Source organism: Arthrobacter sp. KN11-1C, assembly GCF_052180225.1.
Classification (GTDB): Bacteria; Actinomycetota; Actinomycetes; order Actinomycetales; family Micrococcaceae; genus Arthrobacter.
Genome location: NZ_CP197467.1, coordinates 1,322,561 through 1,337,366, shown reverse-complemented (window position 1 = coordinate 1,337,366; position 14,806 = coordinate 1,322,561). Strand labels below are relative to the sequence as shown.

General features: G+C 63.3%; 12 protein-coding genes. 1 reads left to right on the top strand and 11 read right to left on the bottom strand.

Annotation, left to right across the window (positions count from 1 at the left end; all coding sequences use genetic code 11):
* Positions 1–101: 101 nt before the first annotated feature.
* A complete protein-coding gene (locus tag ACSBOX_RS06295) occupies positions 102–911 on the bottom strand; it encodes a type IV toxin-antitoxin system AbiEi family antitoxin domain-containing protein (RefSeq protein WP_442545280.1) in 810 nt (269 codons plus the stop codon).
* A gap of 200 nt (positions 912–1,111) precedes the next feature.
* The gene (locus tag ACSBOX_RS06290) at positions 1,112–2,329 is read right to left on the bottom strand and encodes an MFS transporter (protein ID WP_442545279.1); all 1,218 of its coding nucleotides are present in this window, start codon (positions 2,327–2,329) and stop codon (positions 1,112–1,114) included.
* Between the two features lie 198 nt (positions 2,330–2,527).
* Between ACSBOX_RS06290 and ACSBOX_RS06285 the strand changes: the two genes are divergently transcribed.
* Positions 2,528–3,034 (top strand): ArsR family transcriptional regulator, encoded by a 507-nt coding sequence (locus tag ACSBOX_RS06285; RefSeq protein ID WP_442545278.1) that lies wholly within the window; start codon positions 2,528–2,530, stop codon positions 3,032–3,034.
* Here ACSBOX_RS06285 and ACSBOX_RS06280 read toward each other — a convergent pair whose 3' ends face one another.
* The 9 genes from ACSBOX_RS06280 to ACSBOX_RS06240 all read right to left on the bottom strand — a co-directional run bounded on the left by ACSBOX_RS06280 (position 3,035) and on the right by ACSBOX_RS06240 (position 14,803).
* A complete protein-coding gene (locus tag ACSBOX_RS06280) occupies positions 3,035–3,415 on the bottom strand; it encodes a hypothetical protein (protein ID WP_442545277.1) in 381 nt (126 codons plus the stop codon).
* A 43-nt stretch (positions 3,416–3,458) separates the two neighbouring features.
* On the bottom strand, positions 3,459–5,387 hold the full coding sequence (gene typA, locus ACSBOX_RS06275) for a translational GTPase TypA (protein ID WP_442545276.1): 1,929 nt from the start codon (positions 5,385–5,387) through the stop codon (positions 3,459–3,461).
* Between the two features lie 296 nt (positions 5,388–5,683).
* Complete coding sequence (locus tag ACSBOX_RS06270) at positions 5,684–7,396, bottom strand: ABC transporter ATP-binding protein (protein ID WP_442545275.1); 1,713 nt, start codon at positions 7,394–7,396, stop codon at positions 5,684–5,686.
* Positions 7,397–7,407: 11 nt separating this feature from the next.
* Complete coding sequence (locus ACSBOX_RS06265; protein WP_078108285.1) at positions 7,408–8,358, bottom strand: ABC transporter permease; 951 nt, start codon at positions 8,356–8,358, stop codon at positions 7,408–7,410.
* 7 nt (positions 8,359–8,365) lie between these two features.
* Complete coding sequence (locus tag ACSBOX_RS06260; RefSeq protein WP_059387472.1) at positions 8,366–9,295, bottom strand: ABC transporter permease; 930 nt, start codon at positions 9,293–9,295, stop codon at positions 8,366–8,368.
* A gap of 133 nt (positions 9,296–9,428) precedes the next feature.
* The gene (locus ACSBOX_RS06255) at positions 9,429–11,111 is read right to left on the bottom strand and encodes a peptide ABC transporter substrate-binding protein (protein ID WP_442545274.1); all 1,683 of its coding nucleotides are present in this window, start codon (positions 11,109–11,111) and stop codon (positions 9,429–9,431) included.
* A 378-nt stretch (positions 11,112–11,489) separates the two neighbouring features.
* Positions 11,490–12,344 (bottom strand): IS3 family transposase, encoded by an 855-nt coding sequence (locus ACSBOX_RS06250; protein ID WP_442545273.1) that lies wholly within the window; start codon positions 12,342–12,344, stop codon positions 11,490–11,492.
* The gene (locus ACSBOX_RS06245; protein ID WP_442545228.1) at positions 12,341–12,829 is read right to left on the bottom strand and encodes a helix-turn-helix domain-containing protein; all 489 of its coding nucleotides are present in this window, start codon (positions 12,827–12,829) and stop codon (positions 12,341–12,343) included. Before ACSBOX_RS06245 ends, ACSBOX_RS06250 begins: the two co-directional genes overlap by 4 nt.
* Positions 12,830–12,955: 126 nt before the next feature.
* A complete protein-coding gene (locus ACSBOX_RS06240) occupies positions 12,956–14,803 on the bottom strand; it encodes an ABC transporter ATP-binding protein (RefSeq protein ID WP_442545272.1) in 1,848 nt (615 codons plus the stop codon).
* Between the last annotated feature and the right edge of the window lie 3 nt (positions 14,804–14,806).

Genomic DNA, 14,806 nt, shown 5'->3' with positions numbered 1-14,806 from the left:
GTCCCGCCGCAGCGCAAGCCGGGACAAGGCACATGTCCGTTCCTGGCTCGCAGGGCTGGGCATGTCCCCTTCGACAGGGCAGAAGGTGAGCTACGCGGAGATCACGCGGCCTGGTCGAGCGACCTCAGAGTGTCGCGGACCATCGCCACAAATTCCCGCGGCCGGTTCTTCAACATGGAATAGCTCACAACCAAGGTGGGAACACCCAGCCTGGTGGTGACATTCCACCGGCGGCGGTCCTCCTCGAAGCTCGGCTTGTCCATGTGGAAACCTGCTCCGTCGGTTTCGATCCCCAGCCGCCCGTCCACCATCAGGTCCAAATGCCCCATGCCCGGCACGTTCACTTGTGATTCCACATGGAAACCCGCTTCGCGCAGGAGGTATCTGGCGATGCACTCGATGATCGACTGTGACTGGGGAACGATTCGTGACACGAGCTCCCGCTCCCGCGCATCGTTCCGCCCACTCAGCCGCATCCTCATTCCCGAGAGGGGTAGCCTCCCCAGAACTACTGCAGATTCCGCAATGACCAGCCCGTCCAGGTCCGGCAGGCAACGGAGGGCCTGGACAACTGAATCCATGAGGGACGGCGGGGCTGCGGATCTATGGCAAACAAAACCTTGGTACCTTCGGCTGTGAGGGACCGCCACATGGGGAAATTCAGGGCGATCCAAGACCCACAACCCGGACAGTTCAGCCGCGGAAACGCAGGCCGGTTCAGCAGGAAGGGATCGGATGGCAACCAAGCCGGGATCGGCGTCGGGCACCGCATAAACCCCTCGGGCCACGCGGCGAATCCGCCCGCTCGCCAACGCGGATTTCAGTTGGAAATGCGACACCCCCGCCGCAGCGAGATGCTTGGCCCGCGCTACGCCGTCGTACGCTGAAATGACGTCACTGATGTTCACCATGTGCCCATCGTTCCGGCCAAATCATGGGTGCGGAAGCGCCAATATTCACTATGTGGAAAACCTCCAGTTCACTCCTGCGGCCAAGGGCTGGACATGTGCCTCAGTCACCGCAGAGCATGCGCCACGTGGAGACCAAGGAATGAGCATGTTGCCAATATGTCCATTGCTGCAGGCCAAGGAGGGGCATGTCCCAAGGAGGGTCAGGCGCCATGCACCTCGTCCGGAAGCCTGCGCATTCCCCACAGCGGAGAGAACAGCACTGGCGCAACAAAAACAATGCTTCCGGCCCAGCCGATCCAGAGTGTCGGGACGAGGCCAAGGTTCTCGGCCAGGAGACCCGAGGCGAGGGCTGCGATCGGCATGACTCCCCACACCACAAAGCGAATGGACGCATTCATGCGCCCCAGGAGCCTGGGAGGACACACCCGCTGCCTCATGCTCAACTGCATGATGTTGTACGCCAGGACTCCGAAGGCGAACCCGAACTCCGAGACGATGAGCATCACGAGGGACATCCATCGTTCGGGGGCAAGCACGGACAACGGGACCAGGAGGAGGAAAAGCGAGCTGATCATCGACGCCACGGGAATGACGGTCCCCTCGCCGATCCAGGCCGCGAACCGGGGCGCGGCAACGGCCCCGATCAGACCGCCCACAGCACCGACCGCCATGATGAGGCCCATGCCCTCCGGACCCAGCCCCAGTTCACGAAGCACGAGTACCGGCATCAAAGTAAAAGCAAGCGTGGTGAAGAAGTTGACCCCGCCCGTGCAGGCCACAATCCTGCTGATCAACGGATGCCTGACGACGAAGACCAGGCCTTCCTTGATTTCGCTTGCCAGCGGCTGCCGATCCTTCGCGGGCACGGGTACTTCCGCGTCGCGTGTTCTGAGCAGGAAGATGGCCGACAACAGGTAGCCCATCGCCTCCCCGACGAACAGCACCGGGGCGGACACGATCACCAGGAGCGCACCGCCCGCGGCAGGACCACCGATCCGGGCGATCTGGGAGGTAGCTTCCAGCTTGGAGTTGGCCTGCGGCACTTTCCCGGCGTCCACGAGCACGGGCACGTAGCTCTGGTAGGAAACGTCGAAGAAGACGGTCGCAGCCCCGACGACGGCGGCAACGGCGTACAGGTGCCAGATCTGCAGGATTCCGGCCCACCAGAGGATAGGTACGGTGGCCATCGCCGCGGTCCGTACCAGGTCAGCCACAATCATCGTGCGACGCTTGAGCCAGCGGTCAACCCAGGCTCCTGCCGGCAAACCGATCAGCAGGAAGGCCGCTAGGCCTGCGGCATTGAGTGCGCCCACTTCGAACTCGCTGGCGCCGAGCAAAGTCACTGCGAGGACGGGAAACGCCAATTGCCCAAGTTGCGCCCCGAGCTGGCTGACGGCCTGGCCCGACCAGAAGGTCATGAAGTTCCGGTCCCGCCAAAGCGAGGCGGCCTTCTGAGCCGGGGCAGCTTGACGAGCTGTGTCACTTTGGAGAGTCGCCTCAGATTGCAGAGCGTTGTCGCTCTGCTGAGCGTTGTCAGTGGTCCCGGCGTTCACCCGCTCAGTTTCCTGCAGTGATTGGTATATGTCAATCACTTATGGGTGGCTACACTGGCCTCCATGACGGAACACGCGCGGGAGGACAGCGACCTGGTCGCCAAGGGCCGCGCCCTGAGCTCGCCCCTGCGCCTGAGGATCCTCCGGCTCTGCCTGCACCACGCGCGCACCAACAAAGAGATTGCCGGGCTCTTGGACATCAACCCGGCGTCGAGCCTGCACCACGTCAGGACCCTGGTGCGCACCGGTTTTCTCGAACCTCAGGAAGGCCGGAAGGGGAAGAGGGGCGCGAAGGAGGTTCCATATATCGCCACACGCGCCTCCTGGAGCACGCCCGTCAACGATATTTCCCCGATCCTGATCGAAACATTCGTCCAGGAGACCCGCGGACTCGCACCCGACGACATAGAAGTCTGGCGGCTTGGCGTGAAGTTCAACGCAGCACGGCAGCAGGAAATGATGGGCAAGTTGCGGGCGGTCGTCGAAGAATACATGCGGCTTCCGGCAGACGACGACGGCGAGGCCACCTCGCTCTTGATCGCCCACCACCGGGACCCGAGCGCAGACTAGCTAACGGCGCGGCGGGCGCCTGTAGCGCAGGCACCACAGGAGCATCACGAGGGTCACACCCGCGCTCCCGTAGACCCACACATTGCCAGGGGCGTCGGCGACGATCAGCGCCTTGCCGGCTCCGCCCGCGGACAGAAAGCCTATGGTCGCGTAACAAACAATGCCGGCTATCGCCGTCGGGAGCAAAGACCGCGACCACGCGCCCAGCAGGAGCTGGAGCGAAGCGAGCAGGAGCAATGCCGCCGCGGTGCCCCAATAGACGTCGACGCCGGCAATGAGGAGCGTCTGCCGGTGCAGCGCGGTGCCTGCAACGGCAGCAAAAAGAGCCACCGGAACAGCCGCGGCAATGCCGCGTACCGTTCCGGTGGCTCCCTTATTCAATGCGTCAATCCATTCAGTGCGTCAGTCCGCAATCAGCGCAGGATCAGACCTTGGCGCGTGCGCGGGTGGCCTTGGCGCGCTCGTTGGCGTCCAGGATCACCTTGCGGATGCGGATGGAATCCGGGGTCACCTCAACGCACTCGTCTTCGCGAGCGAATTCGAGGGACTCTTCGAGGGTCAGGTCGCGCGGCGGCGTCAGGTTCTCGAAGGTGTCGGAGGAAGCAGCACGCATGTTGGTGAGCTTCTTTTCCTTGGTGATGTTGACGTCCATGTCATCGGCGCGCGAGTTCTCGCCGACGATCATGCCTTCGTAGACCTCGGACGTGGGCTTCACGAAGAAGGAGCCGCGTTCCTGCAGGTTGATCATCGCGAAGGGGGTGACGACGCCGGCGCGGTCGGCAACCATCGAACCGTTGGTGCGGTATTCGATGGGGCCGGCCCACGGCTCGTAGCCCTCGGAGATCGAGGAAGCGATACCGGCGCCACGGGTGTCCGTGAGGAACTTCGTGCGGAAGCCGATGAGGCCACGTGCCGGAACGATGAATTCCATGCGGCACCAGCCCGTACCGTGGTTGGCCATGTTGGTCATGCGGCCCTTGCGGGCGGCCATGAGCTGCGTGACGGCGCCGAGGTACTCCTCGGGCACGTCGATGGTCATGTGTTCCATCGGCTCGTGGATCTTGCCGTCGATGGTCCGCGTGACAACCTGCGGCTTGCCGACAGTGAGCTCGAAGCCTTCGCGTCGCATCTGCTCCACGAGGATGGCCAGCGCGAGCTCGCCACGGCCCTGGACTTCCCAGGCATCCGGACGCTCGGTCGGCAGGACCTTGATGGAGACGTTACCGATCAGTTCCTTGTCCAGGCGATCCTTCACCTGGCGTGCCGTGACCTTGGCGCCCTTGACCTTGCCGGCCAGCGGAGAGGTGTTGATACCGATGGTCATGGAGATCGCGGGGTCATCCACCGTGATGAGGGGCAGCGGCTGCGGGTTCTCGGCGTCGGTCAGGGTCTCGCCGATGGTGATTTCCTCGATGCCGGCAACAGCAACGATCTCGCCCGGGCCGGCGGACTCTGCCGGTACGCGGTCAAGGGCCTTGGTGGCCAGGAGCTCGGTGATCTTGACGTTCTTCAACTCGCCGTTGGCGCGCGCCCAAGCGACGGTCTGGCCCTTGCGGAGGGTGCCGTTGTAGATGCGCAGGAGTGCGAGGCGGCCGAGGAACGGGGAAGCGTCCAGGTTGGTGACGTGCGCCTGAAGGACACCGTTCGGGTTGTAGGTCGGCGCCGGGATGTGCTCGATGATCGCCTTGAAGAGGGGTTCGAGATCTTCGTTATCCGGGGCCGAGCCGTCAGCCGGCTGCTCGAGGGAGGCGCGGCCGACCTTCGCTGCGGCGTAGACCACGGGTACTTCGAGGATCTTGTCGAGGTCCAGGTCCGGAACTTCGTCCGCGAGGTCGGACGCCAGGCCAAGGAGCAGGTCCATGGACTCGTGGACAACCTCTTCGATGCGGGCGTCGGGGCGGTCGGTCTTGTTGACCAGCAGGATGACGGGCAAGTGCGCGGCAAGGGCCTTGCGGAGCACGAAGCGGGTCTGCGGCAGCGGACCTTCGGAAGCGTCAACCAAGAGGACCACGCCGTCAACCATGGACAGGCCGCGCTCCACCTCGCCACCGAAGTCGGCGTGGCCGGGGGTGTCGATCACGTTGATGGTGATGGTCTCGCCATTGGACGACGGGCCGTTGTAGGCAACCGTGGTGTTCTTGGCGAGGATGGTGATGCCCTTTTCGCGCTCCAAGTCACCGGAGTCCATGACGCGGTCTTCCAGGTGGTTGTGCTCGGCGAAGGAGTTGGTCTGCTTGAGCATGGCGTCGACCAGGGTGGTCTTGCCGTGGTCAACGTGGGCCACAATCGCGACGTTGCGCAGATCACTGCGCGATGCAGTGGCCGCGGCGGTGTTGGTGGTGGTTTCAGACATGCGTAATGGCTCGATTCAGTGGTGAAGTCAGCTGTTGTATCGCGACATTTCCAACCGGAACGCACGACGGATTAGCCCCTTTGACACAGGGCACCTTCCTAGAGTCTAAGCGCTGTGGTATTTATTGGCCTAAAAATCACCCTCCAGGCCGCCGAATTGTGCCCTTCATCACAATGGACGGCGAGCTCCGGGACGGGCCGGAGACAGCAAAAGAGCCGGGACCACTTCCCCCCACGGAAGTGGTACCGGCTCTTCTACCCGCCAAACTGGCGCTCAGCGGACGGGCGTCAAACCCGTCAGGCCACCACGGGCGGCAGCATGAGGCTGGCACCCGGGATCGCGTTAAGCAGGGCCTTGGTGTAGTCCTGCTGCGGCGAATCGAAGACGTCGTCAGTGCTGCCCGTCTCCACGAGCTTGCCCTTCTGCATCACGCAGACGTGGTCCGCGATCTGCCGCACGACGGCGAGGTCGTGCGTGATGAACAGGTACGTCAGTCCAAGGTTGGACTGCAGCTCGGCCAGGAGGTTCAGGACCTGGGCCTGCACCAAAACGTCGAGGGCGGAGACCGCCTCGTCGCAGATGATCACTTCGGGGTCGAGGGCCAGGGCGCGCGCAATAGCGACGCGCTGCCTTTGCCCGCCGGAGAGCTCGTTCGGGTACCGCTGCATCGTGGACTGCGGCAGCGCCACCTGGTCCAGGAGTTCCCGGACCTTTTTCTCGCGGCTGGCCTTGTCGCCGATCTTGTGGGTCCGGAGCGGTTCCTCGATGGTCCTGAAGATGTTGTACATCGGGTCGAGCGAACCGTACGGGTCCTGGAAGATCGGCTGGACGCGGCGCCGGAACTTGAAGATCTCCCGGCTGTTCAACGTGGAGGTGTCCACGCCGTCGAACACGATCCGGCCCGACGTCGGCGCGAGCAGGTTGAGGACCATCTGGGCCACGGTGGACTTGCCGGAACCCGACTCCCCCACGATCGCCGTCGTTGTCCCGCGTTTGACGTTGAACGAGACGTTGTCCACCGCTTTGAAGTCCGTTGCCTTGCCCACTCCGGAGCGCAGCTTGAAGACCTTGCTGAGGCTCTCGACCTTCAAGACGTCGTCAGACAACAGCTTTTCGGCCACGACGTCGGTGGGCGCCAGGAGTTCTTCGGTCTGGATTCCTTCGGCCTTGGCAGCCTGGATACGCCTGGAAGCGAGGGACGGCGCCGAGGCCACCAACCGCTGGGTGTAGGGGTGTTGCGGGTTGCGGAGCAATTCGAGGGAAGGACCGGCCTCCACCACGTTGCCGCGGTACATGACCACCACTTTGTCCGCGCGCTCGGCAGCGAGGCCAAGATCGTGGGTGATGAGCAAGACAGCCGTACCGAGTTCCGCCGTCATGGTTTCGAGGTGGTCCAGGATCTGCCGCTGTACGGTCACGTCCAGGGCCGACGTCGGCTCATCCGCGATCAGGAGCCGGGGCTGGCACGACAGGCCGATGGCGATCAGGGCGCGCTGGCGCATGCCGCCGGAGAATTCGTGCGGGTACTGCTTGGCGCGGCGAGCGGAGTCCGGCAAGCCGGCTTCCCCCAGCACGCGGGCGACGTCGGCAGGACCGCTGGGCTTGCCGTTGGCGCGCAGTGTTTCGCGTACCTGGTAGCCGATCTTCCAGACCGGGTTGAGGTTGGACATAGGATCCTGCGGAACCATGCCGATCGTGTTGCCACGCAGCTCGATCATGCGCCGTTCCGGTGCATGGGAGATGTCCTCGCCGTCGAGCAGGATCTGCCCGCCGGAAACCCTGCCGTTCTCCGGCAGGAGGCCGATGGCGGCAAGCGCCGTCGTCGACTTTCCCGAACCGGACTCCCCCACAATGGCGACGGTCTCGCCGGGCATGATGGTCAGGTGCGCGTTCTTGACGGCCTGGAATTCGCCGCTCGCCGTCTGGAAGGAGATGGCGAGGTCACGGATTTCCAGGAGCGGACGCTCTTCGGATCCGGCTTCGTCGATGGTGATGTTGGACGTTGACATGATTGCCTCCTTCATCGCTTGCGGCTCTTGGGATCAAGGGCGTCACGCAGCGCGTCGCCAAGCATGATGAAGCTCAGGACCGTGATGGACAGTGCGGTTGCGGGGAACATCAGCACCTCGGGGTTGGTGCGCAACGTGTCCTTCGCCGCGGAAATGTCGTTACCCCAGGACATGATGCTGCCAGGCAGGCCAATGCCGAGGAAGGACAGCGTTGCTTCCGTCACGATGAAGACGCCAAGCTCCATGGTGGCCAGGACGATGATCGGCGCAAGCGCGTTCGGTACGACGTGCCGGACCAGCGTGCCGATCTTGGAGACGCCGAGCGAGCGGGCGGCGGTGACGAAATCCGCGTTGCGGACCTCGATTACGGCGCCACGGGTGATGCGGGCCATTTGGGGCCAGCCGAGCATCACGATGACCATGACCACTGTGAAGACGCTCTTGTTCTCGCGGAAGAACGGGAGCTGGGTGACGACCAGTGCGCCGAGGACCAAAGGCAAGGCGAAGAAGATGTCGCCGATGCGGGCAATGACGGTGTCAACCCAGCCACCGAAGAAGCCGGCCAGAGCGCCGAGCGTCACTCCGATGATCAGGACGAAGATGACGGAGACGACGCCGACGGTCAAGGATGCCTGCGTGCCGTGGATGACGCGCGAGTAGATGTCGCAGCCCTGGAAGGTGAATCCCAGGGGATGGCCGGCCGAGGGACCCCCGAGGGAGTCTGCCAGCTGGCAGTTGTCGTTCGGGGCTGTCTGCGTGAACAGGCCCGGGAAGAACGCGACGACGAGGAGCAGGAGAATCATGAGCGCCGAGATGATGAAGAGCGGCCGACGGCGGAGCTTCCGCCAGGCATCCGCCCACAGGCTCAGGGGTGCTGCGTCGACCTTGAGGGTATCGGTCGCGAGCAGCGGTGTCTCGTCGATAGGGGCAACGTAGTGCTCGATCTGACGGTTACTTTTCATATCGGATCTACTTTTCATAGCGAATCCTGGGGTCAAGCCAGGCGTAGAGGAGGTCGACCAACAGGTTGGCGGCAACGAAGACGAGTACCAACACGCTGACAATGGCGACGACGGTGGGGCCTTCGCTGCGGATCACGGCTTGGTAGAGCTTCTGGCCGACGCCGGGCACGTTGAAGATGCCTTCGGTGACGATCGCCCCGCCCATCAAGCCACCCAGGTTCGCGCCCAGGTAGGTGACCACGGGAATCATGGAGTTTCGCAGGATGTGGGCCAGGACCACGCGGGGGCGGGAAAGGCCTTTTGCGGTTGCGGTGCGGACGTAGTCGGCGTTCATGTTTTCAATGACCGAGGCGCGGGTCAGGCGCAGCACGTAGGCAAAGGACACGAGGCCAAGAACCGTCGCCGGAAGGATCAGGGTGCCCCAATCCGCGTTGGATCCAACGGTCGGCTTGGCCCAGCCGAGCTGCACGCCAACGACGAGCTGAAGCACGAAGCCGAGGACGAACGTCGGGACGGCAATGACGACGAGGGAAGCGACCAGCACGGTGGAGTCGAAGATCTTCCCCTTGCGCAGGCCGGCAATCAGGCCGAAGGCCACGCCGAAGACGGCCTGGATGGCAAGGGCCTCGACGGCGAGCATAGCGGTGACCGGGAAAACGCGGCCAAGGGTGGCGGCGATTGGCTGGCCGGTGAAGTCCACCCCGAGGTTGAAGGTGAAGAGGTTCTTGAGGAACAGCCCGTACTGGACCCAGAAGGGCTGGTCGAGGTTGTATTGCTGGCGCAGCGCGGCAATGACGGACTCGCTGGGCGGTCGGTCGCCGAACAGGGCGCGGATGGGGTCGCCCGGGAGGGCAAAGACCATGAAGTACACGAGCAGGGTGGTTCCCAGGAACACGGGGATGACCTGCAGCAAACGCCGGAGGATGTACTGGGTCACAGCAACGGTTCCTGGACGCTCTTGGAAATATGGGGATTCATTTGGGACAGCTTTCGTGCCGAATCAAGGCATGGGGGCCCGGTTTGTGGCCGGACCCCCATACGCTAACGAGCTTGGAACAAGTCCAGAAGGACTACTTTGCGGTGATGTTGTAGTACAGCAGGACGCCGTTCCAGCCGGAGTCAACGTTGCTGACGTTCTGGCTCCATACAGCCTGGCGGGCCTGGTACCACAGGGGCAGGTTCGGAAGGTCCTTGAACAGGATCTCCTGTGCCTGGGTGAACTTCTTGTTGGCGTCGTCCGTGGACTTGGATGCAAGGCCCTCGGTCAGCAGCTTGTCGAAGTCAGGGTTGCTGTAACCCTCGTAGTTGGCGCTGGCACCGGTCTTCAGCAGCGGGCCGAGGAAGTTGTACAGCGACGGGTAGTCTGCCTGCCAGCCGGCGCGGGTGAAGCCCGGGAGGGTCTTCGCCGTGCGGAGGTTCAGGATCTCTGCGAACTTCGCAAACGGCTGGCCTTCTGCCTGGATGCCGAGGTTGTTCTTCAGGTTGTTGGCAACGGCGTCAATCCATTCCTTGTTGCCACCATCGGTGTTGTACGCGAGCTGGAGAACCTTGCCGGCGGGCCACGGGCTCATGGCGTTTGCCTTCGACCAGAGGTCCTTGGCCTTGGCGGCGTCGAACTTCAGGACGTCGGAACCGGCAACGTTGTCGTTGTAGCCGTCGATGGAGGGCGACGTGAAGTCCTTCGCCGGGATGCGGGTGCCGTTGAAGACGACCTTGGTGATCTCATCGCGGTTGATGGCCATGGAGATGGCCTGGCGACGCAGCTGGCCGGCGGGTCCCTGGAACTCAGGCAGGTAGTTCGGGATGTTCAGGGTCGCGTTGCCTGCGTAAGCCTTGTTCAGGTTGTGGTCCGGGAAGTCCGTGGTGTAGGTCTTCAAGGCGTTCGTCGGCAGGACGTCGGTCACGTCAAGGTTGTTGGCCTGGACGTCCGTGTAAGCCGGAGCCGGGTCGGTGTAGAACTTGAAGGTCACGCCGCCGTTCTTGGCCATACGGTTGCCCTGGTAGTCAGGGTTCTTGACGAGGGCGATCTGGCTGTCGTGCTGCCAGGCACCCTTCGCGGCCATCTTGTACGGGCCGTTGCCGATCGGGTTTTCGCCGAAGGCCTTCGGGTCCTTCAGGGCGTCAGCGGGAAGCGGCATGAAGGCGGAGTAGCCGAGGCGCTGCGGCCAGTCGGCTTCCGGCTGGGCGAGCTTGACCGTGATGGTCGAGTCGTCCTTCAGTACCAGGCCGGACATCGTCTGGGCGGTCGGTGCGGGAGTCGACGTTGACTTGCCGTCCGCGCCCTTGGTCTTCGTTACGGCGCTGACTGCGTCGTAGCCTTCGATGGATTCGAAGAAGCTGCTGCTGGCCTGGGCGTTGGTGCTCAGGGCTGCGAAGTTCCAAGCGTCAACAAAGCTCTTGGCAGTAACTGCCTCGCCGTTGGTGAACTTGGCCCCCTTCTTGACCTTGATGGTGTAGTTCTGGCCGTCAGTCGTGTCAATGGAATCCGCGAGTGCGTTCACGGACTTGCCATTGGCGTCGTAGCTGGTCAGGCCTTCGAACAGGAGGTCGACAACGCGGCCACCGTACACCTCGTTGGTGTTGGACGGGAGCAGGGGGTGCTGGGGTTCATTGCTGTATGCGGTGATGATTTTGTTCGGATCGCCGGCAGCGGTTGCGGCACTGCTTCCGGCGCCGGCGCTGCCGCATCCGGTGAGGGCAAGTGCGGCGACTGCCAGCAAGCCAAGAGCTTTGGAAGTGCGCGAAAAACGCATTCCGCCTCCTATGGATTCAGGGGGATGGGTCAGGGCAACTCATAGCTGCCCCCGGGGCCCGGCACAGAAATATCCTGTGACGCGGCCTACATGGATGTGTAATCCTAACCACAGCTTGTCCGAAATATGGAATCCCGTTGGCGTGAAGAACGAAGTGTGCAGTTGACAGTTTCAGTAATGAAGCAGTCATTTCACGTAATGGCGCTTTCCTTGCTACACTCGACATGCCTGATCCCTGTATTCCCCCGGAATCCAGGGCTTTTTCGGGCATCTCCAACGGAGTTCAACCGGCATTCCATCGCCCCACATAGCCACGAAAAAGAGCCCCCGCCGCCTATGTGAACTGGTCCCCGGAAGTTGGACTGGCTAAGTAAGAGCCTAGGCTGCGAGGGCCTGAGCACGGTATTGCACCGGGCTCAGGCCCTCTAGCTTTGTCGAGATTCTTTCGGTGTTGTACCAGCGGATGTACTCGTCCAGTGCTGTTTCCAGTGCGTCGGTGCTGATGAACTGGACGCGGTGGAAAAGCTCTTCCTTGAGGTGGCCGAAGAAGTTCTCCATTACGGCGTTGTCGTAGCAGTTGCCTTTGCGGGACATCGACTGGGTTGCACCGGCGCCCTCGAGGAGAGTCCGCCACGAGGTGTGCTCGTACTGGAAACCCTGGTCCGAGTGCACGAGCGGTTCTTGCCCGCGCTCGAGCGTTGCCAGCGCCTTACGGAGTGATGTGTTGGTGAGGTTCAGGTTCGGGGAGGGGCCGACCGCGTAAGAGATGATCTGCCGGTCGAAGAGGTCCATGACCGGTGAAAGATAGAGCTTCCGGTCGCCGACGCTGAACTCGGTCACATCCGTCACCCACTTCTCGTTCGGTGTTTTGGCGGCGAACTCGCGGTTCAGCACGTTGGGGGCAACCGTGCCCTGCCCGCCCCGGTAGGAGTTGTAGCGCTTCTTCCGCCTGACCTCGCAGACCAGCTTCAGGGAACGCATCAGCTTCAGCACGGTCTTCTTCGCGACCGCCCACCCCTGCTTGGCCAGCTCGGTGTGGATGCGCCGGTGCCCGTACCGGCCCTGATTCTTCTGGAAGATCTCCGCGACCGCGGCCTTCAGGGCTTCCTGCGGGTCACGGGCCTGAAGGCGCCCCTGGTGATAGAAGAATGTCGACCGGGCAAGCCCGGCCACCTGCAGCAGGACGGGCAGGGGAAAGCCGGCCTTGAGAGCGATGAGGGCCTGAACCTTCACCGTCGTTCCTGCGCCCTCAAGGCCCGCAATTTTCCCAGGTACGCCACTTCCGCCCGCAACCGTTCGTTCTCCCGCCGCAACCGCTCCAGTTCGGGCATCTCCGCGGACGGCGGGGCATCGGGTGCCTTGGGTCTGCCTTTAGGCTTCGGGCGCAATGCGTCGGCACCCTCGCGACGATACGCCCGTGCCCAGGTTTTCAGCAGCACCGGAGAGGACAAGCCCACCTCCGCCGCGAGGTCCGGGGCAGTCTCGCCCGCGATGAACCGTTCGACCAATGCGAGCTTGAATTCGAACGAGTACGCCTGTCTCGTCGGCTTGGCCACCAGCGCTCCTCGACCATGGATCTTCCACCGCCGATAGAGAAGCTTGACCGGTCCGCGAGACACGCCCAGAAACCTCGCCGCCGCACTATCCGCGATGCCTTTCTCAAACCACGCTACAGCGGCCTCGCGCTGATCCTCCGATAACGAACTACGTGCATGCATAAAACTGCTCCCCGGGAGTCGGAACTGAATTTCTCAGTCCAACTTCCGGGGAGCAGTTCAATGGCGACGGAGACTCTTTTGCGGTTGCGCCGGCCGGTTCGTGCCGCCGGGAACGCCCCCGGATTGCTACTCGATGCCCGCCGCCATGAGCTGCGCGCGCAGTTCCCGACGCTCGCGCTGCTTCTCGGGGTCCGGAAGCGGCACCGCGGCCAGCAGCCTCTGCGTGTAGGGCTCCTGCGGATTGCGGAGGATCTGCTCCCGGGTGCCCTGCTCCACGATCCGGCCCCGCTGCATCACGCAGATCCGGTCCGCGAGCACATCAACCACCGCGAGGTCGTGCGTGACGAACAAGCACGCGAATCCCAGCTCCCTCTGCAGGTTCTGGAAGAGTTCCAGGACCTTTGCCTGCACCGAAACGTCCAGCGCCGACGTCGGCTCATCCGCGACCATGAGCTTGGGCTGCAGAGACAGTGCCCGGGCAATGCCGACGCGCTGCTTCTGGCCGCCTGACAATTCATGCGGGTACCGGTTGCGGTAGCCGCGCGGCAGTTCCACCTGGTCCAGAAGGGTCTCAATCCGTTTCTGCAGATTGACGCCCTTCGCCACCCCCGCAAGGAACATCGGCTCGCCGATGCTTTCACCGATGGGCAGCCGCGGGTTCAACGACGACGACGGATCCTGGAAGACCATGCCGATGTCGCGCCGCACTTCGTGCAGCTGCTTTCCATTGCGCTTGGCGGCGGAAATGTCCTGCCCCACCACGCGCATGCTGCCTGCGGCAACAGGCAAGAGCCCGACGGCGGCGCGTCCAATGGTCGTTTTGCCCGAACCGGATTCCCCGACGAGGCCCACCACCTGGCCGGGGTAGATCACGAGGTTGGCCCCTTCGACAGCACGGAACGCCGGAACCCGGCCCTGCTTGGGGTACTCGATGGCCACGTCGACCAGCTCAAGCACCGGTTCGCCCTTGGGCTTGGACGCTTCTTCGGCCGCAGCCTTCAAAGCAGCCTGGTTCTCCCGCTCGCGGCGGACCAGCTCATCGTGATCGACCGATTCGAGCTCGGCGTGGGTTGCCGCGGCCAATGCCGCGGTAACGTCGACGTCGGTGCTGTCGGCCCCCTGTCCCAGGTGGGGAACAGCGGCCAGGAGAGCCTGCGTGTATTCGTGCTGCGGGTTGCTGAAGATCTGTTGCGCAGTGCCGCTCTCCACGATGACGCCCTTGCGCATCACTGCGATCCGGTCGGCGAGGTCGGCCACCACTCCCATGTCGTGCGTGATCAGGACGATGGCGCTGTCCAGCTTGTTGCGCAGGTTGCGCATCAGGTCCAGGATTTCGGCCTGGACCGTCACATCCAAGGCAGTGGTGGGTTCGTCTGCGATCAGGAGCTTGGGATCGCAGGACAACGACTGCGCGATCATGGCTCGTTGCCGTTGGCCGCCGGAGAGCTGGTGCGGATAGGACTTGAAAGCCTTCTCCGGGTCTGGAAGCTCCACCAGCTCGAGCATGCGCACGGCCCGCTGCCTTGCTTCATCAGGGGAGATCGAGTTGTGCAGCCGGAGCGTCTCCACGATCTGCGCACCCACGGTGTACACCGGGTTGAGCGCGGTCATGGGCTCCTGGAAGATCACGGCGACGTCCTTGCCCCGTACCTCCCGGATGTTGCCCGACTTTTCGCCGAGCAATTCCTTGCCCGAAAGCTTGACACTTCCCCGAACGCGGCTGTTGCTGGGCAGCAAGCCGAGCAGGGCCATGGAACTGGCACTCTTGCCGGAACCGGACTCACCGACGATGGCGAGGACCTCGCCGGCCCTGACCTCGTAGTTCAGTCCGATGGCGGCAGGAACCCATTTCTTGTCTACGCCGAAGTCGACGCTGAGATCGCGTACTTCCAGGACCATGGCCCCGCGCGCGCTCCTGTCCGACTCGGTCTCGAGCTGGGTAGCCTCCGGTTCGGGGCTGGCGTTGTCAGTCATGTT

What these genes read in the sequence shown, in the direction of transcription:
- ACSBOX_RS06295 (WP_442545280.1), bottom strand. Translation starts at nt 911, where the DNA reads ATGGTGAACATCAGTGACGTCATTTCAGCGTACGACGGCGTAGCGCGG.
- ACSBOX_RS06290 (WP_442545279.1), bottom strand. Translation starts at nt 2,329, where the DNA reads ATGACCTTCTGGTCGGGCCAGGCCGTCAGCCAGCTCGGGGCGCAACTT.
- ACSBOX_RS06285 (WP_442545278.1), top strand. Translation starts at nt 2,528, where the DNA reads ATGACGGAACACGCGCGGGAGGACAGCGACCTGGTCGCCAAGGGCCGC.
- typA (WP_442545276.1), bottom strand. Translation starts at nt 5,387, where the DNA reads ATGTCTGAAACCACCACCAACACCGCCGCGGCCACTGCATCGCGCAGT.
- ACSBOX_RS06270 (WP_442545275.1), bottom strand. Translation starts at nt 7,396, where the DNA reads ATGTCAACGTCCAACATCACCATCGACGAAGCCGGATCCGAAGAGCGT.
- ACSBOX_RS06265 (WP_078108285.1), bottom strand. Translation starts at nt 8,358, where the DNA reads ATGAAAAGTAACCGTCAGATCGAGCACTACGTTGCCCCTATCGACGAG.
- ACSBOX_RS06255 (WP_442545274.1), bottom strand. Translation starts at nt 11,111, where the DNA reads ATGCGTTTTTCGCGCACTTCCAAAGCTCTTGGCTTGCTGGCAGTCGCC.
- ACSBOX_RS06245 (WP_442545228.1), bottom strand. Translation starts at nt 12,829, where the DNA reads ATGCATGCACGTAGTTCGTTATCGGAGGATCAGCGCGAGGCCGCTGTA.
- ACSBOX_RS06240 (WP_442545272.1), bottom strand. Translation starts at nt 14,803, where the DNA reads ATGACTGACAACGCCAGCCCCGAACCGGAGGCTACCCAGCTCGAGACC.